The sequence below is a fragment of the Azospirillum lipoferum genome (genome assembly GCF_024170005.1).
In the GTDB taxonomy this organism is placed as follows: domain Bacteria; phylum Pseudomonadota; class Alphaproteobacteria; order Azospirillales; family Azospirillaceae; genus Azospirillum; species Azospirillum lipoferum.
On record NZ_JALJXJ010000003.1, the window covers coordinates 339,732 to 360,884 of the forward strand.

At 68.7% G+C, this 21,153-nt stretch carries 25 protein-coding genes; 15 read left to right on the forward strand and 10 right to left on the reverse strand.

Going from position 1 to position 21,153, the window contains the following annotated elements; all coding sequences use genetic code 11:
- Positions 1-87: 87 nt before the first annotated feature.
- Positions 88-858 carry a sulfite exporter TauE/SafE family protein gene (locus J2848_RS09015; protein ID WP_149229344.1) on the forward strand — a complete coding sequence of 257 codons (771 nt, stop codon included), beginning with the start codon at positions 88-90 and terminating at the stop codon, positions 856-858.
- Positions 859-877: 19 nt separating this feature from the next.
- Here the strand turns inward: J2848_RS09015 and J2848_RS09020 are convergent, their stop codons facing one another.
- Positions 878-1,783, reverse strand: a complete 906-nt coding sequence (locus tag J2848_RS09020) for a methyltransferase domain-containing protein (protein ID WP_149229343.1) — start codon at positions 1,781-1,783, stop codon at positions 878-880.
- 100 nt (positions 1,784-1,883) lie between these two features.
- Between J2848_RS09020 and J2848_RS09025 the strand changes: the two genes are divergently transcribed.
- The 4 genes from J2848_RS09025 (at position 1,884) to J2848_RS09040 (ending at position 4,162) form a co-directional block, all read left to right on the forward strand.
- Complete coding sequence (locus tag J2848_RS09025) at positions 1,884-2,150, forward strand: flagellar biosynthetic protein FliQ (protein WP_149229342.1); 267 nt, start codon at positions 1,884-1,886, stop codon at positions 2,148-2,150.
- A 12-nt stretch (positions 2,151-2,162) separates the two neighbouring features.
- Entirely contained in the window at positions 2,163-2,930 is a 768-nt protein-coding gene (locus J2848_RS09030; RefSeq protein ID WP_149229341.1) for a ComF family protein, read from the forward strand.
- A gap of 117 nt (positions 2,931-3,047) precedes the next feature.
- Positions 3,048-3,311 carry a glutaredoxin 3 gene (grxC, locus tag J2848_RS09035; protein WP_149229340.1) on the forward strand — a complete coding sequence of 88 codons (264 nt, stop codon included), beginning with the start codon at positions 3,048-3,050 and terminating at the stop codon, positions 3,309-3,311.
- Positions 3,308-4,162 (forward strand): carbon-nitrogen hydrolase family protein, encoded by an 855-nt coding sequence (locus tag J2848_RS09040; protein WP_149229339.1) that lies wholly within the window; start codon positions 3,308-3,310, stop codon positions 4,160-4,162. Before grxC ends, J2848_RS09040 begins: the two co-directional genes overlap by 4 nt.
- A gap of 22 nt (positions 4,163-4,184) precedes the next feature.
- Here J2848_RS09040 and J2848_RS09045 read toward each other — a convergent pair whose 3' ends face one another.
- The 5 genes from J2848_RS09045 to J2848_RS09065 all read right to left on the reverse strand — a co-directional run bounded on the left by J2848_RS09045 (position 4,185) and on the right by J2848_RS09065 (position 9,784).
- Complete coding sequence (locus J2848_RS09045; RefSeq protein WP_149229338.1) at positions 4,185-4,658, reverse strand: 3'-5' exonuclease family protein; 474 nt, start codon at positions 4,656-4,658, stop codon at positions 4,185-4,187.
- A 7-nt stretch (positions 4,659-4,665) separates the two neighbouring features.
- The gene (locus J2848_RS09050) at positions 4,666-6,534 is read right to left on the reverse strand and encodes a DUF294 nucleotidyltransferase-like domain-containing protein (protein WP_149229337.1); all 1,869 of its coding nucleotides are present in this window, start codon (positions 6,532-6,534) and stop codon (positions 4,666-4,668) included.
- A 254-nt stretch (positions 6,535-6,788) separates the two neighbouring features.
- The gene (locus J2848_RS09055) at positions 6,789-8,510 is read right to left on the reverse strand and encodes a cation acetate symporter (protein ID WP_149229336.1); all 1,722 of its coding nucleotides are present in this window, start codon (positions 8,508-8,510) and stop codon (positions 6,789-6,791) included.
- Entirely contained in the window at positions 8,510-8,812 is a 303-nt protein-coding gene (locus J2848_RS09060) for a DUF485 domain-containing protein (RefSeq protein ID WP_109445911.1), read from the reverse strand. The genes J2848_RS09055 and J2848_RS09060 overlap by 1 nt, the downstream gene beginning before the upstream one ends.
- Before the next feature lie 384 nt (positions 8,813-9,196).
- Positions 9,197-9,784: a DUF1178 family protein gene (locus tag J2848_RS09065; protein WP_149229335.1), complete on the reverse strand. Its 588-nt coding sequence runs from the start codon at positions 9,782-9,784 to the stop codon at positions 9,197-9,199.
- Between the two features lie 202 nt (positions 9,785-9,986).
- On the opposite strand from J2848_RS09065, the gene J2848_RS09070 reads away from it, so the two are divergent.
- Positions 9,987-10,547: a class I SAM-dependent methyltransferase gene (locus J2848_RS09070; RefSeq protein ID WP_149229334.1), complete on the forward strand. Its 561-nt coding sequence runs from the start codon at positions 9,987-9,989 to the stop codon at positions 10,545-10,547.
- A 7-nt stretch (positions 10,548-10,554) separates the two neighbouring features.
- On the opposite strand, the gene J2848_RS09075 is transcribed toward J2848_RS09070, so the two are convergent.
- The gene (locus tag J2848_RS09075) at positions 10,555-11,139 is read right to left on the reverse strand and encodes an RNA methyltransferase (RefSeq protein WP_149229333.1); all 585 of its coding nucleotides are present in this window, start codon (positions 11,137-11,139) and stop codon (positions 10,555-10,557) included.
- Positions 11,140-11,218: 79 nt separating this feature from the next.
- On the opposite strand from J2848_RS09075, the gene J2848_RS09080 reads away from it, so the two are divergent.
- The 5 genes from J2848_RS09080 (at position 11,219) to J2848_RS09100 (ending at position 16,659) form a co-directional block, all read left to right on the forward strand.
- The gene (locus J2848_RS09080) at positions 11,219-12,340 is read left to right on the forward strand and encodes an asparaginase (protein ID WP_149229332.1); all 1,122 of its coding nucleotides are present in this window, start codon (positions 11,219-11,221) and stop codon (positions 12,338-12,340) included.
- Positions 12,341-12,662: 322 nt separating this feature from the next.
- Entirely contained in the window at positions 12,663-14,042 is a 1,380-nt protein-coding gene (locus tag J2848_RS09085) for a leucyl aminopeptidase family protein (RefSeq protein ID WP_149229331.1), read from the forward strand.
- Positions 14,043-14,235: 193 nt separating this feature from the next.
- The gene (gene fliG / locus J2848_RS09090) at positions 14,236-15,258 is read left to right on the forward strand and encodes a flagellar motor switch protein FliG (RefSeq protein WP_149229330.1); all 1,023 of its coding nucleotides are present in this window, start codon (positions 14,236-14,238) and stop codon (positions 15,256-15,258) included.
- A 19-nt stretch (positions 15,259-15,277) separates the two neighbouring features.
- On the forward strand, positions 15,278-16,144 hold the full coding sequence (locus tag J2848_RS09095) for an AraC family transcriptional regulator (RefSeq protein WP_149229329.1): 867 nt from the start codon (positions 15,278-15,280) through the stop codon (positions 16,142-16,144).
- Between the two features lie 44 nt (positions 16,145-16,188).
- A complete protein-coding gene (locus tag J2848_RS09100) occupies positions 16,189-16,659 on the forward strand; it encodes a DUF2000 domain-containing protein (protein WP_246193602.1) in 471 nt (156 codons plus the stop codon).
- A 28-nt stretch (positions 16,660-16,687) separates the two neighbouring features.
- On the opposite strand, the gene J2848_RS09105 is transcribed toward J2848_RS09100, so the two are convergent.
- Positions 16,688-17,884: a sensor histidine kinase gene (locus tag J2848_RS09105; protein WP_149229328.1), complete on the reverse strand. Its 1,197-nt coding sequence runs from the start codon at positions 17,882-17,884 to the stop codon at positions 16,688-16,690.
- Between the two features lie 69 nt (positions 17,885-17,953).
- Positions 17,954-18,451, reverse strand: coding sequence for a low molecular weight protein-tyrosine-phosphatase (locus J2848_RS09110; protein WP_149230402.1), 498 nt, complete (start codon positions 18,449-18,451; stop codon positions 17,954-17,956).
- A gap of 109 nt (positions 18,452-18,560) precedes the next feature.
- Here J2848_RS09110 and cobB point away from each other — a divergent pair, with 109 nt between their 5' ends.
- Positions 18,561-19,301 carry a Sir2 family NAD+-dependent deacetylase gene (cobB, locus tag J2848_RS09115; protein WP_149229327.1) on the forward strand — a complete coding sequence of 247 codons (741 nt, stop codon included), beginning with the start codon at positions 18,561-18,563 and terminating at the stop codon, positions 19,299-19,301.
- Positions 19,294-19,905 (forward strand): uracil-DNA glycosylase family protein, encoded by a 612-nt coding sequence (locus tag J2848_RS09120; protein WP_149229326.1) that lies wholly within the window; start codon positions 19,294-19,296, stop codon positions 19,903-19,905. Before cobB ends, J2848_RS09120 begins: the two co-directional genes overlap by 8 nt.
- A gap of 21 nt (positions 19,906-19,926) precedes the next feature.
- Here the strand turns inward: J2848_RS09120 and J2848_RS09125 are convergent, their stop codons facing one another.
- Positions 19,927-20,277, reverse strand: coding sequence for a metallopeptidase family protein (locus J2848_RS09125; protein WP_083896940.1), 351 nt, complete (start codon positions 20,275-20,277; stop codon positions 19,927-19,929).
- A gap of 142 nt (positions 20,278-20,419) precedes the next feature.
- Here J2848_RS09125 and J2848_RS09130 point away from each other — a divergent pair, with 142 nt between their 5' ends.
- Positions 20,420-20,722 (forward strand): 4a-hydroxytetrahydrobiopterin dehydratase, encoded by a 303-nt coding sequence (locus J2848_RS09130; RefSeq protein WP_149229325.1) that lies wholly within the window; start codon positions 20,420-20,422, stop codon positions 20,720-20,722.
- 102 nt (positions 20,723-20,824) lie between these two features.
- Positions 20,825-21,136 carry a polyhydroxyalkanoic acid system family protein gene (locus J2848_RS09135; RefSeq protein ID WP_149229324.1) on the forward strand — a complete coding sequence of 104 codons (312 nt, stop codon included), beginning with the start codon at positions 20,825-20,827 and terminating at the stop codon, positions 21,134-21,136.
- Positions 21,137-21,153: the final 17 nt, after the last annotated feature.

Consider the following 21,153-nt stretch of genomic DNA (forward strand, 5'->3'; position numbering starts at 1 on the left):
GCAGCTTCGCCATTGACCCACGTCATTGGGGCCTCCTCCCCTCCCCCCTAAGATCGCCGCCAGTTCCCGAACCGGAGAGGCCCTGCCTTGGACGCCCTGTCGCTGCTGGATGCCGGACTGAACCAGTGCGCCGTGGTCATCGATCGCGACGGCGGGCTGCTGCTGGCCCTGCTGACTGCCGGGCTGGTCGGCGGCACCACCCATTGCGCGGGTATGTGCGGCCCCTTCGTGCTGGCCCAGGTTTCGGCACGGCTGGAGCGGGTGCCGCTGTCGGCGATGTCGGAGTTCCGGCGCCTGACCGGGGCGGCCGTGCTGCCCTATCATGCCGGCCGGGCGACGACCTATGCGCTGGTCGGCGCGCTGTCGGCTTCGGTCGCCGGCCATGTCGGGGCGCTGCCGGGACTGCGCTGGCTGTCGGTGGCGCTGCTGGCGCTGGCGGCGCTGTTCTTCCTCGGCTATGCCGCGCGCGGCATCCTGTCCTGGCTGCCGAAGGCGCCGCCTTTGGGCGGCCATGGCATACAACGCTGGTGGGCGGATCGGGTGTCCGGCCTCGCCCGGCCGCTGTTCGGCAACCCGACGGGCTGGCGCGGCTATGGGCTGGGGGTGGCCCTGGGCTTCATTCCCTGCGGAATGCTCTATGGCGCCATCGCGGTGGCGGCGGCGAGCGGCAGCGCCCTGACCGGCGCATTCGGCATGGCGGCCTTCGCGCTCGGCACGGTGCCGAGCCTGCTGGCGGTCGGTTTGGCCGGCCACATCGCCGGCCGCACCTGGCGCACCGCGGTCGCCCGCATAGCCCCGGCGATCATGCTGGTGAACGCCGGGGTGCTGGGCTGGATGGCCTGGAAGCTGGTTGCGTAAACCAGCCTCTCACCCTGCTTCAGTGGATACCGCAGCCGCCGCCCTTCAGCGCATCACCCAGCGGAATCTGCCCGCTGCCGGGCTTCAAGGGCTGCTGCTGGCTCTCGTGCGGCGACCAGCCGGCGAGATAAAGCACTTCGAAGGTCACCGGAATCCGCCCGTCCGGCTCGGCATAGAGTTCGGCATAGCGCCGGGCCGCGTCGAACAGCATGCTGCGGGTTGCCGGAACCTTGCGACGGGCCAGCACGGTGTTGGTCTCGCCCATGCCGCGCAGTTCGCGCATCAAGGCGAAGGCGTCGGAATAGGTGACGGTGATGACGTCGCTGTCGACCACCGGCAGGGCGAAGCCGGCACGTTGCAGCAACCCGCCGGCATCCTTGATCTCGGCGAAGGGCGACACGCGGGGGGAGACGCCGCCCGACACCTCCATCTCCGCCTCGTACAGGCAGCGGCGCAGCTCGGCCAGCGTCTGGCCGCCCAGCATGGAGGCGCAGAAGAAGCCGTCGGGCTTCAGCGCCTGCCGGATCTGCACCAGCGCACCCGGCAGGTCATTGACCCAATGCAGGCTGAGATTGCTGACCGCCAAATCGAAGCTGCCGGGCGCGAAGGGCAGGAACTCTTCATCAGCAGCAACGGTGGGGTTGCCGGGACCGGCGGCGGCGCGGGCGAAGGCGGGCGACAGGTCGCAGGCGACCAGCCGTTCGATCCCCTTGCGGCCTTTCAGGATGCGGCCCATCGCCCCATCGTGGCAGCCGACGTCGAGCGCCAGCGGGAATGGACGGATCACGTCCTCCAGCCGGTCGGCAAGGCGGTCGGCGATCTCCTCGAACAGGAAAGCGTGGTCGGTGAATTCGGCGACGGCGCGGTCGCGGCGGCGGCGGACGAGCGCACGGTCGAAGACGGTCATGCTGTCGGGGCTTGTCATGGCCGCACTATACCCCAGCCCGGCGGCGCGACAACCGTGCTACACTCGCAGCCCAGCCACCTTCTCCACGCCACCACTTCTGCATCGGGACAGCCAGGGAATGGGCATTGATGAAGCCATCGCCGTCAGCCATGAAGCGCTGATGGTCATCCTGAAGATCTCGCTGCCGACGCTGGGCATCACAGCATTGCTGTCGGCCGGCCTGATGCTGTTCCAGAGTGCCACCAACATCAACGAATCGTCGTTGCAGCAGGATGTGAAGTTCTTCGCGACGCTGTTGATCCTGTTCGCCACCGGCCCGGCGATCTATCTGGCGCTGCGCGACTATACCGGCGTGATCTTCGAACGCATCGCCATGCTGCAGTGACGGGGCCGGCCGATGCAGGCACCTCCCCCGCTTGCCAGATTTGGCCGCATCGCCACGGGGGCGGCGGGCCTGCTGCTGGACGCGCTGCTGCCGCCGCGCTGTCTCGGCTGCGGCGAGGCGGTCGACCGGCAGGGCGGCCTGTGCGCCGCCTGCTGGGTCAAGCTGACCTTCATCGCCCCGCCGCTGTGCGCCTGCTGCGGCCTTCCCTTCGAGTATGAGGCGCAGGAGGGTGCGCTGTGCGGCGCCTGTCTGGCCGCTCCGCCGCCCTTCGCCCGCGCCCGCGCCGTCCTGGCCTATGACGACGGCAGCCGGCCGCTTGTGCTTGGGTTCAAGCATGGCGACCGCATCCATGCCGCCAAATCCTACGGCATCTGGCTGGCGCGGGCCGGTCGGGAACTGCTGGAGGACGCCGACCGGCTGCTGCCGGTGCCGCTGCACCGCGCCCGCCTGTTCCGCCGCCGCTACAACCAGGCGGCCCTGCTGGCGCAGGCGCTGTCACGGCACAGCGGCGTTCCCGTCACCCCCGACCTGCTGCAACGCCACCGGGCCACCCCGACCCAGGGCGGGCTCGACCGCCAGGGACGCCACCGCAACGTCAAGGGCGCCTTCCGCCTGCGGCCGGGGCAGTCGGTGAAGGACCAGGTGACCGGTCAGCGGCTGGTGCTGATCGATGACGTGATGACCACCGGGGCGACGCTGGCGGAATGCGCCCGGATCCTGCTGCGCGCCGGGGCCGCCCGGGTCGACGTGCTGACGCTGGCGCGCGTGGTGCACCGCTGACGCTTGAAAAGGGCCGCGCCCGGCGATGCTGACCGGCGTTGCACGCGTGCCGCAACGTCTGGCGCCCCTTGTGGGTTGATCTTATAGTTTCCCCACGTCCAAGAGGAGCCCAGTGGCATGGCCGACGTCGTCATCTACACCACGCCCTTCTGTCCCTACTGCATGCGGGCCAAGAGCCTGCTCGACGGCAAGGGCGTGAAATACGAGGAAATCGATCTCTACGCCCAGCCGGGCCGCCGCAGCGAGATGATCGAGCGGTCGCAGGGCCGGACCACCGTCCCGCAGATCTTCATCGACGGAAAGCCGTATGGCGGCAGCGACGACATCCACGCGCTGGACCGCGCCGGAAAGCTCGACCCGCTGCTCGGCATCGCCGCATGAGCGAGGGTCCGACCGGCACCGGTGTGCTGAAGGCCGCCTGCGTCCAGGTGAATGCAGGCACGGAGCTTGAGCCGAACCTGCGGGCGGCGGGCGACCTCGTCCGCCGCGCCCGCGACGCCGGGGCGGACTTCATCGCCCTGCCGGAGAATGTCGGCTGGATCGTCCAGGGCCGCGACAAGACCATGCAGCGCGTCCGCAGCGAGGCGGAACATCCCGGCATCCCCTTCTTCGCCGGGCTGGCGCGGGAGACCGGGGCCTGGATCCTGGGCGGCACCCTGCATGTCCTGCTCGACGACGGGCGCGCCGCCAACCGCAGCTATCTGTTCGATGCCGGGGGGCGGGTCGTCGCCTCCTACGACAAGATCCACATGTTCGACGTCACGCTGAAGGACGGCGAATCCTACCGCGAATCGGCGACCTTCCGGCCGGGCGAGCGGGCGGTGGTGGCGGCCAGCCCCTGGGGTGGGATCGGCATGACCGTCTGCTACGACGTGCGCTTCGCCTATCTCTACCGGGCTCTGGCCCAGGCGGGGGCGTCGATCCTGACGGTGCCGGCCGCCTTCACCGTGCCGACCGGCCGCGCCCACTGGCACACGCTGCTGCGCGCCCGCGCCATCGAGACCGGCTGCTTCGTCGTCGCTCCGGCCCAGACCGGCAGCCACGACCAGGGCCGCCAGACCTACGGCCACTCCCTGCTGATCGCGCCGTGGGGCGAGGTGCTGGCCGATGCCGGAACCGACGTCGGCTTCATCACCGCCGACCTCGACCTCGACCGCATCGCGGAAGCCCGCGGCATGGTGCCGGCGCTGACCCACGACCGCAGCGTCGGGGTGGAGCGGATCGGGTTCTGATCCCTCAGCGCCCGTCCCCCCTTCAGCGTCCATTTTGGGTCAGCCGCAGCCACGCCATGGCGGCGGTCAGCGCAATGCCGAGAGCACCGTCGGGCCGCACCGGCAGGTCGAGGTCGCGGACCAGACTGTCCAGCCGCAGATCCACCGCCTGTTTGGACAGGCTGCGGATCTTGCGGTCGTAATAGAGGCTCGACACCTCCGTCCGCTCCTCCGGCAGCGGACGGCCGGTCAGGCGTTCCGCCATGGCGACGGAAAAATCCAGGTAATAGCCGACCAGCGGCCGATCGCCAATGAAGGCGTGCAGCAGGTCGCCGGCCTCCGCCATTCCGGTGTCGCTGCCGGGATGGAGCAGCAGGGCACTGCCGGTCAGGATACGGGGACCGCGGATGCGGATGGCGGCGAAGGTCAGCGGCCTTGCCGAGTCAGGGTCGAAGCTGGTCGCCTCGCAATGGATCGCCACGCTTTCCCGGCGGTCGGTGTGATCGGAGTGCGCCATCGCCGCCTCAATGGTTCAGGCGGAAATGGTGGGCGATCAGCTCCTTGAAGCTCTTCACCAGGGCCAGACAATCCTTGAACTGGTCGCGGTCGAGCTTCCCCAGCCGGTCCGGGTGGACGAGGTTGTCGATCGCCAGTTCCGCCCCCTCATCGTCAGGCAGGTCGACGCGCGCCTTCAGGCGGATGGTCGACAGGATGGTGAAGGCTTCCACCAGATCGGCGGCCATCTTGCGGTCCAGCGCTCCCAGTTCGGCCAGCACCTGGATGCGCTCCACCGTGTTGGTCTCCGCCCGATGCTTCTCCAGCGCCAGCGCCCGCACGCCATGGACGATGGGGAAGATGCCGGCCTTCTTGATGTCCACCGGCTCCGCCCGGCGCCGCTCGAACAGGGCGGCGAACAGGCCGCTCGGCGTGTCGAAGGACAGGGCCGGACGGGCGAACTGGGTGAAGAACATCTGGTTGTCCTGCAAGCGGCCCAGCAGATAGTCCTTCGCTTCGGCCAGCAGCGTGGTGTCGCCGGCCACCGGGGCGGCGTCGTAGAAGATGGCGAGGTTCATCTGCGCCGCCTCGTCCGGGCGGTGGACCCAGTTGAACAGCGCATCCTTGTAGCCGGCGAGCGGCCGGGTCCAGTCCGGGTTCGACACCATGATGTTGCCGGGACAGGGCGGATAGCCGAACTCCACCAGATGGCGGGTGAAGTCGGCAGCGATCCTCCGCAGATCGGGGCAGTCGAAGCCGTCGCGCAGGATCAGGCCGTTGTCCTGGTCGGTCTTCAGCAGCTGTTCGCCGCGCCCCTCGCTGCCCATCACGATCAGGCAGCTGTTCGCCAGCAGCTCCGGCGGGGCCAGCAGTTCGAACAGTTTGCGGAAGATGCGGCGGTTCAGCTCCGTCACCAGATCGGCAATGAAGGCGACCTTGACCCCGGTTGCGTGCAGGGTGCGGATCAGCTCGACGATGGACCGGCTGGCCCGGCGCAGGTCGGCGGGGTCGGTGGCATGCTCCACCTGCAAGCCGATGACCTGGGAATGGTTGGACAGCACCGCCAGCAGGTCGCTTTGCCCCAACAGCCCGACGATGGCGCCGTTTTCCGTCACCACCACCCGGCGCACCGCATGCTTGGTCATCAGCACCAGCGCGTTGAACAGCAGGTCGTCGCGGTCCAGCGTCAGCAGGCCGTAGCGGGCGAGCGGCCCCACCGGCTCGCTCACCGGCCGGCCGTCCAGCACCACCAGATCGCGCAGGTCGGTGCCGGTCAGGATGCCCACCGCCTCTCCCGTGGCCCCATCCGCCCCGCGCACCAGCACGCTGCTGGCGCGGTTCTGCCGCATCGCCTCCGCCGCGTCGCGCAGGCTGGCAGTGGCTTCCACGAACAGCGGCGGGTGCAGATAGGCCTGCCGGATGCGCGCCATGGTCAGCGCCGCCATCTCGCGGTTGGAGCGCAGGGCCGCCAGATCGCGCATGCGCTGGGCGAAGTCACCGAGGATGGCGGCACCAAACTCCGGATTCTCCGCCGCCAGCGCTTCGAGCGCGGCGCGCGGGATCAGATGGCAGGCGCAGTCCTCCGCCGCGACGAAGCGGCGGGCGGTACTGCCGCCCGCGCCAGCGCCCGCGGCACCATACAGCGCCTGCAAGCCGAAACGGTCGCCGGCCCCGTGTACCGCCGCCACCTCGCCGCCGCGGCGTTCCTGCACGGTGCCGCGCAGCACGACGAACATCGCGTCGGTCGGCTCCTCCCGCGACAGCAGGACGGCATCGCGCGGGTAGAGCGCGATGTCCAGCGCCCCGGCCAGTGCCGCCCGCTGGCCGTCGGTCAGCAGGTCGAAGGGAGGCTGGCCGAAATCGAAGTCCGGGGAGGCGGTCGGCATCGCGTGCTGCACGGGCAGGCTCCGTCACGGGAGGGCGGGGCATCAGGAAGGACAGGCATAAAAAAGCGCCTCCGGATCGGATCCGGAGGCGCTTTTCAGGATACACCCGCCAGGCCTGACGCCGGAAGCGGGTGCGACATTTGGCGGCGTGGTTCGGTCACCGCACGGGCTTGAGCTGTCCCCGAAGGGGGAAGGGAGGCGGTGCGAGATGCGATCCCTTCCGTTCTTCTTCTTGCCCCGCCCGTTTGCCTCGTTCGGCAGACCGCTTAGTGGGCAGAGGCACCCTCGGCGCCCAGGCCGGTCTGCGACCGGATGTACTGGGCTTCGAAGTCCTTGCGCTCCTTCTGGGCCTGCGCGCTGTTGTCGGTGATCGAGAAGAACCAGATGCCGACGAAGGACAGGGTGATCGAGAAGAGGCCTGGATTGTCGTACGGGAAGATGGCGGCCGGGTTGCCCAGCACGGCCTTCCACACGGTCGGGCCCAGGACCAGCAGGACGATCGCCGAGATCAGGCCCAGGCCACCGCCCAGAACCGCACCACGGGTGGTCATCTTGCCCCAGAACATCGACATCAGCAGGATCGGGAAGTTGGCCGAGGCGGCGATGACGAAGGCCAGACCGACCATGAAGGCGACGTTCTGGTTCTCGAAGGCGATGCCCAGCACGATCGACAGGATGCCGATGACGACGGTGGTGATCTTCGACACGCGGATTTCGTCGGCCTCGTTGGCGCGGCCCTTGGCGAAGACCGAGGCGTAGAGATCATGGGAGACCGCCGAGGCGCCGGCCAGCGTCAGACCGGCGACCACCGCCAGGATGGTGGCGAAGGCGACCGCCGAGATGAAGCCGTAGAACAGGTCCCCGCCGACCGCATGGGCGGTGTGGATGGCCGCCATGTTGGTGCCGCCGATGACGTTGGCGATCACCGCCTTGGCGCCGGCCGCCGGGGCCGCCGTCAGGAACGGATAGGCGCCGGTGGCGTCGGGAGCCAGGATCATCAGGATGGCGCCGAAGCCGATGATGAAGGTCAGGATGTAGAAGTAGCCGATGAAGCCGGTGGCGTAGAAGACCGACTTGCGGGCTTCCTTGGCGTCGGCGACGGTGAAGAAGCGCATCAGGATGTGCGGCAGGCCGGCGGTGCCGAACATCAGCGCCATGCCGAGCGAGATCGCCGAGATCGGATCGGTGACCAGGGCACCCGGCGACATGATCGCCAGGCCCTTCGGATGCGCCTCGACGGCGGCCTTGAACATCGCCTCGGGGCTGAAGCCGAACTTCGCCAGGATCATGAAGGCCATGAAGGAGGCGCCGGACAGCAGCATCACCGCCTTGATGATCTGCACCCAGGTGGTCGCCAGCATGCCGCCGAAGGTCACGTAACCGATCATCAGCACGCCGACGATGATGACGGCGACCATGTAGTCGAGCCCGAACAGCAGCTGGATCAGCTTGCCGGCGCCGACCATCTGGGCGATCAGGTAGAAGGTGACGGTCGCCAGCGAGCCGCAAGCCGACAGCGAACGGATCGGCGTCTGCTGGAAGCGGTAGGAAGCGACGTCGGCGAAGGTGTACTTGCCGAGGTTGCGCAGCCGCTCGGCCACCAGGAACAGCACGATCGGCCAGCCGACCAGCCAGCCCACCGAATAGATCAGGCCGTCGAAGCCCGAGGCGTACACCAGGCCGGCGATGCCCAGGAAGGACGCGGCCGACATGTAGTCGCCGGCGATGGCGAGGCCGTTCTGGAAGCCGGTGATGCCGCCGCCGGCGGCGTAGAAGTCCTTGGCCGACTTGGTGCGGCGCGCCGCCCAGTAGGTGATGCCCAGCGTGAACAGCACAAAGGCCATGAACATCAGGATGGCCGACCAGTTGGTCGCCTGCTTCTGCACGGCGCCGCCGATGGCGTCGGCCAGGACCGTGGTCGGAACCAGCGCGCCGGCGGCTGCCGCCGCAGCGGCGACCGGAGCGGCAAAACGGGTGGTGGCGCGCATCACTTCGACTCCTCCAGGATCTGGCGGTTCAGCTCGTCGAACTCGCCATTGGCCCGATGCACGTAAATGCCGGTCAGGATGAAGGCGGACACGATGGTGAAGACGCCGACGGGAATGCCCCAGGTCGTGACGCCGGAGCCGATCGGCGTACCCAGGAACGACTTCCCGAACGCCACCAGCAGGATGAAACCGAAATAAATAACCAGCATGGCAATCGACAAAGTCCAGGCGAAGGCGGACCGCTTCGCCACCAGTTCCTGGAACTTTGGATTGTTCACAATCCTTTGTGCGCTTTGACTCATGTGCGTCCCCTCATCGAGTGCCGGCAACCTTCGGCGATCCATCAAGACAAGATCTTCTGGCAAGACAGGGTCTTCTGGACCAGCGGGCATGTGCCGTCCGGGCGGTCGCGTCCGGGTTTCTCCCCGTAATTCGTACGCCCTTGACCTGCCCAATTGTTTGATACAGATCATTGTTGGGCGCACCCCCTACCTTGGTCGATGGGGCGGACGCCGGCAGGGTGGAAGGTCCCTGAAAAGCAAGCCTGGGCAAGGCCGTAGCGGCATACGACAAAGGCGCCCCCGTTGCCGGGCGCGCCCTTTCAAACAGTCAGCTTTTCAAATGGTTTCGCTGGGAATCAGTGGCGGGACGGCATGGTGGCACCGCCCTGCCGCATCGGCCGCCCTTCAGGAGTCGGTGCGGGGAATCCAGGGGATGCGGTGAAATGTCACACCTTCCTCGTGGAGTTCGGCGACTTCCTCGTCCGACGCCTCGCCATAGATGCCGCGCGGATCGGTTTCCCCGTAATGGATGCGCCGCGCCTCCTCGGCGAAATTGTCGCCGACATAGTCGCAGTTCTTCTCCACGCTGCGCCGCACCTCGGTCAACTGCCGCATCACCTCCGCCACCGCCTCGCGCTGGGCGTCGTTCAGGCTGGGCGGCAGGGCGGCGACGACATCGGCGGCGTTCGGCAGGGGAACGGGTGCCGGGATCGGTACCGGAAGGGCGGCCGGCACGGCGTTGGCAGAGGCAGCCGGCGGCACCACCGGCGGGGCATTCGCCGCCACGGCCTCGGCCTGTTCGCGGGCGCGGTCGGCGGCCCTGGCAACGCCCTTGGCGATGCGCGGGGCCATCGGCGCCTTGCCGACCACGGTATCGCCGCAGATCGGGCAGGCGATCTGGTGCGCCGCCGCCTGTTCGTCATAGGCGGCGCCGTTGCGGAACCACGCCTCGAACTGGTGGTCGGCCGAGCATCTCAACGCGAAGAGGATCATATCCCCACAAGCCCCAAACTAACCCGCAGCAGGAACGATGCGCCCCGGCCCACCGGACCGGGTTGCGGCACGACTCGGGAATCGCCCTAATTCAGCACGGCCGGGCCGCGCCGTCAAACGCCGGGCGGGTCTGTTGCGCTTACTCCCTGTGATATCGTTCCGGCGGCCACAGAAGAAAAGTCTGAATAAGGGAAATCCGACCATGCCCACGCCCCATCCGCTCTCGCCGCCCTCCCCCTGGGTCGAGCGATTCGCCCCGCTGGTGCGCGCAGGCGGCTCGGTGCTCGACCTTGCCTGCGGCGGCGGCCGGCATCTGCGGCTGTTCCGTCGGCACGGCCACCCGGTGGTAGGGCTGGACCGCGACCTCGGCGGCGTCGCCGACCTGGAGGGTGTTGCCGGCGTCATGCTGGTCGAAGCGGATCTGGAAAGCGGCGACTCGGGGCAGTCCCCCACCCCCCTGCCGGTTGACGGCCGTTTCGCCGGGATCGTCGTCACCAACTACCTGCACCGTCCGCTCTTCCCCGCCATCCTGGCGGCGCTGGAGCCCGGTGGCTTGCTGATCTACGAGACCTTCGCCGACGGCAACGCCCGCTTCGGCCGCCCGTCCTCCCCCGACTTCCTGCTGCGCCCGGGCGAGTTGTTGGAGACGGTGCGCGGCAGGCTTCAGGTGGTGGCCTTCGAACAGGGCGAGCTGTCGGTGCCCAAGCCTGCGGTGGTCCAGCGCATCTGCGCCGTCGCCGGAACCGATCCGCTGCCGATCTGACGCATCCTTACTCCTCGCTGTCGTCGGGGACCGGCTTCTGCTCCCCGCGGATGCGGCGGCGGCGGTCCTCCTTGCGCATGATCTGCTTGCCATGCTTGTGCTGCGCCGGTCCCTCCAGCGGGCCGCCGGGACGGACCGGTCGCTCGGCGAAGCGGCCGAGCGAGATCATCCGGTCGTACATCACCAGCGCCCCGGCGACGCCGACATTGATGCAGAAGGACATCGGGATCTTCACCACATGGTCGCAGCGCGCCAGCAGGGCGGGCGACAGGCTGTCGCGCTCCGGCCCCAGCACATAGGCGGCGCGCGACGGGTGGCGGAAGCTGGGCAGTTCCACCGCGTCGTCGGTCAGTTCCACCCCGACCAGCATGCAGTCCTTCGGCAGGGTGAAGTCGGCGACCCGCTCGTGGATGTAGAGCGGCAGATGCAGCGTGGCGCCCGAGGTGTCGACCAGCTTCGTCTCGCGCAGGTCCGGTTCCGGATCGATGGCGAAGAAGAAGGAAGCGCCGAAGGCATGGGCGGTGCGCATCAGGTTGCCGACATTGCCCGGCTTGCTGATCCGCTCCACCCCAATTCCGAAATAGCCACGCATGAAGAACCCGCTGCTCCAGGTAAGGATATGACCGGGCGGGAGCTTGCCGCCGCCGCCCGCCCGAGGCAAGCTTGCCCGCATGAGCCAAGACCATACGCAAGATCACTCCTGCTGCGGCGGGGATCATCACCACGGCCCTTCCCACCCTCATGGCGAGAGCGCCGAGGGCCGTGCCGACCTGTCCGGCCCGGCGGAAAGTCCGATCACGGTGGAGGTGACGCGCGGCAGCCTGGTGGAGTCGGTCCACCGCGCCCGCGCCTGCATCGTCGATGCCGGCGGCCATGTGCTGGCACGCTGGGGCGACATCGACGCGCCGGTCTATCCGCGCTCCGCCATCAAGTCGCTGCAGGCGATCCCGCTGGTGGAAAGCGGCGCCCTCGACGCCTTCGGGCTGGGGGACGAGGAACTGGCACTCGCCTGCTCCTCCCACAATGGCGAGGCTCGGCACACGGAGCTGGCGCGGTCCTGGGCCGGGCGGGTCGGGCTGCGGCTCGACGATTACGAATGCGGCGCGCAGATCCCCTATGATCCCGCCACCGCCGAGGATCTGGTCCGCCGCGGCGAGGCGCCGACCGCCTTCCACAACAACTGTTCCGGCAAGCACAGCGGCTTCCTGACCACGGCGAAGCACAAGGGCGAGCGGCTGAAGGGCTATGTCCGCTACGACCACCCGGTCCAGCAGCGCATCCTGGGCGTGATGGAGCAGATGACCGGCCAGGACCTGTTCGGCGCGCCCTGGGGGGTCGACGGCTGCTCCATCCCCACCATCGGCATCCCGTTGGGTGCCATCGCCTATGCCATGGCCCGCATCGCCGACCCCGTCGATCTGCCCGACGCACGGGCCGAGGCCGTGGCCCGCATCGCCGCCGCCTGGGGCAAACACCCCTTCCTGATCGGCGGCACCGGAACCTTCGACACCGCGCTGATGGAGGCGGCCGGCGGCGCCGTCCTGGTCAAGGGCGGGGCCGAGGGGGTCGGCTGCGCCGTGATCCTGGACCAGGGCATCGGCATCGCGCTGAAGATCGAGGATGGCGCCGCCCGTGCCCGCGAGGTGGCGCTGGCCGCCCTGATCCGTTCCACCCAAGCGCTGACCGACGCCCAATGGGCGCGTGTTCCGCAGCTGCTGACCGCCCCGCTGCTGAATCGCGCCGGCACACGGGTGGGCGAAGTGCGGCCGGTGGCGGGCTGGCCGGCGGCTTGAAGTGCGATCGGTTCAGACAGGATCGTCCGAAGCATGGATCGCACGGAAAATCAGAAGACTGGAGTTCGTCAGATGCCTCAATAGGCATCTGGCAAACTCCGGATGTTCAGTCCCGGCCTCCCTTCCGCCGCCGGGTGTGGATTTCTGGAGCACGGCCACCACGCCGCCACGCCGGATTTCCGCCAAATGCCAATGTCTTGACGTCCACCCACGCCTGCCCCGCGCATCCCCCCCTTTCCAGCCGGCCGCCGGCGCGCCATCCTTGGGGGATGGGCATCCGCATCGGATGCGTGACGTGATCTCGTGAGAAGGATTCCCCGTCTTGCTCGCCACCCTGCTTGCCGTCGACGGTCCGGACACCGTCGCCCTCACTCCCGTGACCAAGGCCGGACTGGCCGACTGGCTGGCGGCGCAGTCGCCGGCCGTCGCCGCCTGGGTCAAGGCGGTGGGCTTCACCGGCGAGGCCGGATCGACCGTCTTCCTGCCGGGACCGGACGGCGCCGTCGCCCATGTGCTGGCCGGCGTGTCGGCCATCGACGATTTGTGGGCCTTCGCCGGCCTGCCCGCCTCGCTGCCGGCCGGCTCCTACAAGATCGACGCGGCACTGGACGCGCGGGCGGCGACGCGGGTGGCGCTGGGTTGGGCGCTCGGCAGCTACCGCTTCAGCCGCTACAGGAAGCCGCCTGAGAAGGGCTTCGCCAATCTGGTCTGGCCGGCGGAAGCCGACCGCGGCGAGGTGGAGCGGGCGGCGACCGCCACCTGGCTGGTGCGCGATCTGGTGAACACCCCCGCCTGCGACATGGGACCGGCCGAACTGGCCCGGGCGGCGCAGGAGCTGGCGGCGGAGTTCGACGCGGCGGTGGAGGTGATCGTCGGGCAGGACCTGCTCGACCGCGACTATCCGGCCGTCCATGCCGTCGGCCGTGCCAGCCCGCGGGAACCGCGGCTCATCGACCTGCGCTGGGGCAACCCGGCACACCCGAAGGTCACCATCGTCGGCAAGGGCGTCTGCTTCGACACCGGCGGGCTCGACCTGAAGCCGTCGTCCGCCATGCTGATCATGAAGAAGGACATGGGTGGTGCTGCGCATGCGCTGGCGCTCGGCCGGATGATCATGATGGCCGGGCTGCCGGTGCGGTTGCGCGTGCTGGTGCCGGCGGTGGAGAATGTCGTGTCGGGCGACAGCTTCAAGCCGCAGGACGTGCTGAAGACCCGCAAGGGCCTGACGGTTGAGGTCGGCAACACCGACGCCGAGGGGCGCCTGATCCTGTGCGATGCGCTGGCCGAGGCGGATTCGGAGAAGCCGGAGCTGCTGATCGACTTCGCTACCTTGACCGGAGCGGCGCGCGTGGCGCTCGGCCCCGACCTGCCGGCGCTGATGTGCAATGACGATGCCCTGGCGAACGAGCTGACGGAGGCGGGGACCGCGGTCGATGACCCGATGTGGCGGCTGCCGCTGTGGGCGCCCTACCGCAAGGGGCTGGACAGCAAGGTGGCGGACATCAACAACGTCACCACCAACGGTTTCGCCGGCGCCATCACCGCCGGCCTGTTCCTGCAGGAATTCGTGTCGAAGGAAACGCCCTGGGCGCATCTGGACACCTATGCCTGGAACGGCTCGGCCCGGCCCGGCCGCCCGGAGGGTGGCGAGGCGCTGGGCCTGCGCGCCGCCTATGCAGTGATCGCCAAGCGGTTCGGCTGACCTCCACAGCCCCCGGCGGCAAAGGACCGGGGTGAAGGGCAGGGAATTGGCTAAATTTGTCCCGGCCCTTCATCCCCGAAGGGATGGAATGCGCAAGGGGATCGTATTAAAACGGAAGAACAGGAAACCTGACGTGTAAGAATGGACCGCCCGCCCCCGGCGCGAGGTGGGCGGTGCTGGCGGAGGCGGACGGATGGCTTTGAAGGTTCGCGAGGATTACCGGACCCTCACCGGCCCGGAAAAGGCCGCCATCATGATGCTTGCGCTGGGTGAGGAGCATGCGTCCAAGCTGTTCTCGATGATGGCCGACGAGGAGATCAAGGAGCTGTCCCAGGTGATGGCGAACCTGGGCACCGTGTCGGCCAACCTGATCGAGCGTCTGTTCGTCGAGTTCGCCGAGCAGATGTCGGCCACCGGATCGTTGGTCGGCTCCTTCGATTCGACCGAGCGCCTGCTGCTGAAGACCCTGCCGAAGGACAAGGTCGACCAGATCATGGAGGAAATCCGTGGTCCGGCCGGCCGGACGATGTGGGACAAGCTGGCGAACGTCAACGAGTCGGTTCTGTCCAACTATCTGAAGAACGAATATCCGCAGACCGTCGCCGTCGTCCTGTCCAAGATCCGTCCCGAACATGCCGGCCGCGTTCTGACCCAGCTGCCGGAAAGCTTCGCCATGGAGGTCATCATGCGCATGCTGCGCATGGAGGCGGTGCAGAAGGAGGTTCTGGACGATGTCGAGCGCACGCTGCGCACCGAGTTTATGACCAACCTCGCCCGCACCAGCCGGCGCGACAGCCACGAGATGCTGGCGGAGATCTTCAACGGGCTGGACCGCACCACCGAGCATCGCTTCATGGCGGCGCTGGAGGAACGCAACCGCGACAGCGCCGAGCGCATCAAGTCGCTGATGTTCACCTTCGAGGACCTGTCGAAGCTCGACCCCAGCGGCGTGCAGACGATGCTGCGCACGGTCGACAAGCAGAAGCTGGGCACCGCGCTGAAGGGGGCGTCGGAGACGCTGAAGGACCTGTTCTTCTCCAACATGTCCGAGCGCGCCGGCAAGATCCTGCGCGAGGACATGGCGGCCATGGGCCCGGTCCGCGTCCGCGACGTGGACGAGGCACAGATGTACATGGTGCAGATGGCCAAGGATCTGGCCGCCCGCGGCGAGCTGGTCCTGGCCGAAAGCGGCGGCGAGAACGAACTGATCTATTGATCGGTGGCGGAGGTGCCGCATGGGCCAAACAGCTGGTCAGGCAACCGGCGGAAAGGACGACTGGGTGACGGTGCGCCGCGATGCGGAGACCGGCATCGAGACCATCCGCGCTCATTTCCGCGGCCATGCCTATGACCTGCACGACCATGACGAGCTGCTGGTCGGCGTCACCGAGCAGGGGGTACAGGCCTTCCGCTGCCGGCGGCGGCTGCACACCAGCGTCCCTGGCCGCGTCATCCTGATCGAACCCGGCGAGGCCCATGACGGCCACAGCCCGGAGGAGGACGGCTTCACCTATGCCATGCTCTATCTGCCGGTGCCGCTGCTGTCCGCCCGCGGCGATGCCCTGCGCAGCCTGATGCCGCGGGCAACCGGCCTGCCGCTGGGGTTCCGCGACACGCTGGCCGACGATCCCGGCCTTGCGGCGACGATCCGCACCGCCTTCCTGGCCCTGCACCAGCGCGAGGGGCGGCTCGCCCGCGACCTGTCGGTGGACCGGCTGGCGGCACGGCTGGCCGGCCATCTGGAACAGCCGGAGGACCACCGGCCGTTGCGTCCCGGCCGCGCCGCCGCCCTGGCGCGCGACCTGCTGCACGCCCGGATGGCCGAGGATGTCGGGCTGGACGAGCTGTCCGCCGCCGCCGGCGTCGACCGCTTCCGGCTGAACCGCGCCTTCCGCGCCGCCTTCGGCCTGTCGCCGCACGCCTATCTGGTCCGGCTGCGCCTGCGCGCCGCCCGGCGCCGGCTGGCGGAAGGCGGGGCGCCGGCCCTGGTCGCCGCCGAGGTGGGGTTCGCCGACCAGAGCCATCTCGGCCGCTGGTTCCGTCGCGCCTATGGCCTGACGCCGGCCGCCTATCGCGATCTGTGCACGAACGTTCCAGACTGAGGCGCCGTCATCCGGCATCTGGTTGGGCAAAGGAGACCATTGCCATGCCGGACAGCCCGATGCCCAACAGCCTGATGCCCGAAACCAGTCCCGCAGACGCACCCGTCCGCTTCGACACCAAGATCGCGCTGGTGATCCGTGTCGACTTGGCCGTATGGCAGAAGCTGAACGTCGCCGCCTTCCTCGCCACCGGGATCGCCGCCGCCGCACCCGACGCGCTGGGCGAGGCGTATGTCGACGCTGCCGGCCGCCGCTATGGCCGGATGCTGGGCCAGCCGATGCTGATCTTCGCCGCCGATGGGGAGCAGTTGCGGACCGTCCGCGATGCCGCGCTGGAGCGTGGCCTGACGCTGGTGCCCTATGTCGCGGCGATGTTCACCACCGGCCACGACGCCGCCAACCGCGCGGTCTTCCGGGCCGAGGACCCGGACGCCCCCGATCTGGTCGGGCTGGCCCTGCGCGGGCCGAAGAAGGCGGTCGACAAGACGGTGAAGGGGCTTGCCCTGCACGGGTGAGAGGCACGGGTAAGGACTGCCCTGCCCGTCACAGCTCCTGCGGCACGGTGATCGTCACGGTCGTGCCGGCGCCCGGCACACTGTCGAAGGCGATCCGGCCGCCGAGCGGGCCGGTCACCGTGTTGAACACCACCGCCAGCCCCAGCCCCTTGTGTCCGCGGCCGCGGGCGGTGGTGAAGAAGGCGTCGGTCAGGGTCGGCAGGTTCCTGGCCGGGATGCCGGCGCCGTGGTCGCGGACGGTCAGGTTCCAGGCCGGCACCGCGTCCAGCGTCGCCGGTTCCACCGTAACCTCCACCTCGCCCGGACCGCCGCCGTAACCATGGGCGGCGGCGTTGGCGAACAGATGGTGCAGCACCCGTTCCAGATGCGGGGCATAGCCGATCCAGGGGCAGGGGGCGCCGGGGGCGACACGGATGGTCAGCGGCAGGCCGGGATGCTGGATCGCGAACAGGCTTGCCGCCTCCTCCGCCGTGCGGCGCAGGTCCAGCGCCTCCAGCGGCTCGGCGGTCTGGCAGGCGGCGATGGCGGAAAAGGCTTCCACCAGTTCCACCGCGCGGGCGAGATTGGCGTCGAGCAGGGCCGCCGGTTCCCGCAGTTCCTCGGCGGACAGCGGGCCGTTGCCGGATCGGGCCAGATCCTGAAGGTGGCTGGCGGCGGTGACGCAGACGCCGAGCGGCGTGTTCAGTTCATGCGCCAGTCCGGTCACCGCCTGGGTGATGGCGCGTTGGCGGGCCAGCGCCGATTCGGCGATGCGGGTGCGGCGTTCCAGATCCTCGCGCACCACCCGCTCCGACACCTCGCGGATCATGCGGCTGAGTTCACGTAGAAGCTTGGCCAGCAGGTCGGGCGAGGGGGAAATCAGCGCAAGGAACAGGTCGCGTTCCAGCTCGAACACCGTCACCGGCGTTGCGGCGATGACGGAGGCGGAGCGCGAGCCGCCGTCGATCAGCGCCATCTCGCCGAAACAGTCGCCGGCACGGCGGAAGCCGACCTCCACCTGACCGCCGAAGGGATCGTCGCGCACCACCCGTACCGTGCCGTCCAGCAGAACGTAGAGCGAGCTGGCGCTGTCACCCTCGCGCATCAGCACCGTGCCCGCCGGGGCGTCGAACACCCGCCCGCGCGAGGCCACGGCCGCGCGCTCCTCCGGCGAGAAGGCCTCGAACAGGACGATGCCGTCGAGGATCCCGCCGGGCGAGGTGGTGCCGGTGGTGGCGCTGGTCATGGTGAAGGGATGCTCCGAATGGGCCTCGTGCCGACAGCATAGATCAAGCAACCGGGAAACCGCGAGACGTTACCTGATGCTTCCGCGAATCGGAAACCGGCTTTCGCGCGACAGGCGGTCCAGCAGGCCGTGCGACCCGGCCTCACACAGGTCCAGCACCTGTTCGAAGCCGTCGGGACCGCCGTAATAGGGATCGGGCACCTCCTGTCCGTCCAACCTGGGGGCATCGTCCAGGAACAGGCGCGGCATCGCAGTGGCGCCCGTCGGAGCGATGCGGCGCAGTTGGACCAGATGGCCGTGGTCCATAGCCAGGATATGGTCGAAACGGGTGAAGTCGGCCGCCACCACCTTGCGGGCGCGCAAGGAGGACAGGTCGATACCGCGGGCCAGCGCCGCGCGTTGCGTGCGCGGGTCGGGCGGTTCGCCGACATGATAGCTGTGGGTGCCGGCGGAATCGGCGGTCACATGGCGACCCAGGCCGGCGCGTTCGGCCAGATGGCGGAACACCCCCTCGGCGGTGGGCGATCGGCAGATGTTGCCCGTGCAGACGAACAGGACCTTGACCACCCCTGACATCCCTCTTCCTTGTTTTCTGCGGCTTTACTTCCGGGCGTGACGAGCGTACGCCGCAGCAGTTTTCCACATGACCGGTTTCCGAACCGCTAAGGGAATCCCCATGCCCTCACCCGCGCTGACCAACCGCCTGCGGCCGACCGATTCGATCGTCATCCTGACCGGGGCCGGGATCTCCAAGGAATCGGGGCTGGACACCTTCCGCTGCGCCGGCGGCATCTGGAGCCAGGTCGATCTGGAGGATGTGGCGACGCCGGAGGGCTTCGCGCGCGATCCCGACCTCGTTCACCGCTTCTACAACGACCGCCGCCGCAGCCTCGCCGATCCGGCGGTGCAGCCCAACGCCGCGCACAAGGCACTGGCGGAATTGGAGCGGCGCTGGAAGGGCAACGTCCTGCTGGTGACGCAGAACATCGACGATCTGCATGAGCGCGGCGGGTCGAAGGCGCCGCTGCACATGCATGGCGAGCTGCTGAAGGCCTTCTGCCTGCACTGCCGCACGGTGGTGGAGGTGCGGGGCGACCTGTCGGTGCACGATCATTGCCTGACCTGCGGGCGCAAGGGCGGCATGCGGCCGGACGTGGTGTGGTTCGGCGAGATGCCCTATCAGATGGAGCGCATCCAGCGGGCGCTGGAGGAATGCGACCTGTTCGTCTCCATCGGCACCTCGGGCCATGTCTATCCCGCCGCCGGTTTCGTGGCGGAGGCGCGGTCGGCCGGCGCCTATACGGTCGAGCTGAACCTGGAACCGTCGGAGGGCGCCTCCCATTTCCACAGCTCGATCCACGGCCCGGCGACCCAGGTGGTGCCGGCCTTCGTCCAGGATTTGCTGACGCTTGTCTGATGATATTGCCGAGGGCGGCTCGGACCTCGACCGCCTGTTCGCGAAGGTGCGCGCCTGCACGCTGTGTGCGGGGATGCTGCCCCATGGCTGCCGCCCGGTCCTGCGCGGCAGCCCCACCGCCCGGCTGCTGATCGTCGGGCAGGCGCCCGGCGCGCGGGTACATGCCAGCGGCATCCCGTGGGATGATGCCTCCGGCGACCGGCTGCGCAAGTGGCTGGCGATGGGCCGCCCCGCCTTCTACGACGAATCCCGCATCGCCGTGGTGCCGATGGGGCTGTGCTATCCCGGCACCATGCCGAAGGGTGGCGATTACCCGCCGCGGCCGGAATGCGCCCCCCTGTGGCACCCGCCGGTGCTGGAGGCGCTGTCGGGCGTGCGGCTGACCCTGCTGATCGGGCAGTACGCCCAGGCACGCTACCTGGGCGACCGCCGCAAGGCAACGATGACGGAGACGGTGGCGAGCTGGCGGGAGTATGGCCCGGCCTACATGCCGCTGCCGCACCCGAGTTGGCGCAACACCGCCTGGCTGAACCGGAACCCCTGGTTCGAGGAGGAGCTGGTGCCGGCCCTGCGCCGCCGGGTGGCCGACGCGCTGGAGAGCTGAAAAGCCCTGCCCTACTCCCCTCTACTCCATCGTCTCGATCCGCTCCATGTCCTCGTCGGAGAAGCCGAAATGGTGGCCGATCTCGTGGATCAGGACATGGCGGACGATGGCCGGCAGTTCCTCCCCCGTCTCGCACCAGTAATCGAGGATCGGGCGGCGGTAGAGGAAGATCATGTCCGGCCCGCCGCGCAGGTCGGCGACGCTTTGCCGCGTCAGATCCACCCCGCGATAGAGGCCCAGCAGGTCGAATGGACTTTCCAGCTCCATCTCCCGCTCGGTATCCTCATCGGGAAAATCCTCGACATGGATGACGAGGTTCCCGACCGGGGCGAGCAGCTCCGCCGGGATGGTGTCGAGCGCCTCTTCGGCCATGCGCTCCAGGTCTTCGACCGTGGGCGGAACCGTATGGGGACCTGAAGGTTTCCGTATCATGCCGCAGAAGGTAGCGAACCGCCGCCCGTTCGCCAAGAAGCTGCGGGCGGCAAAAGAGTGACTTGAGGAAAGGGAGGTCATCATGTCCGATCGCCTTGTCGGCGCGCATCGCCAGACGGCGCTGAAGGAACTGCACGGCTGGGCGGAGGTGCTGGAACGCGACGCCATCCGCAAGACCTACCATTTCGCCGATTTCCCGGCCGCCTGGGGATTCATGAATCAGGTCGCCCTGCTCGCCGAGAAGAGCGGCCACCATCCCGAATGGTTCAACGACGTCGGCCGGGTCGAGGTGATCCTCTACACCCGCAGCGCCGACGCCGTGACCCAGGCCGACATCGACTTCGCCCACCGCCTGGACCAGATGGCGCCGCTGCACGACCGCTGACCCCTGTCCGGGACCCAACACCCGCTTCCGGGCGTTATCCTTGTCCCGCCGCTAACCGGCCGGCGGGACACCAGAGCCCTGTGCAGTGCGGAGCCGCCGACCATGCCGAAGCCATTGACCCTGTCCATTCCCCATTCGCTCGGCCGGGCGGAGGCCAAGCGCCGGCTGGTCGACGGCATGGGCGACGTGCGGGCCCGCCTGAGCGCCGTGTCGGCCAGCGTCGACGACAGCTGGACCGACGACCGCCTGACCTTCCGCGTCGTGGCGCTGGCCCAGACCATCGCCGGCCACATCGACGTGCTGGACGACAGCGTCGAGATGGAAGTGCAGCTGCCCTGGGCACTGGCCCTGCTGGCCGAAAAGATCAAGAACAAGGTCTCTCGCCAAGGCACGCTGATGCTGGAGAAGAAGTAAGGGTTTGTGGGGAGTGT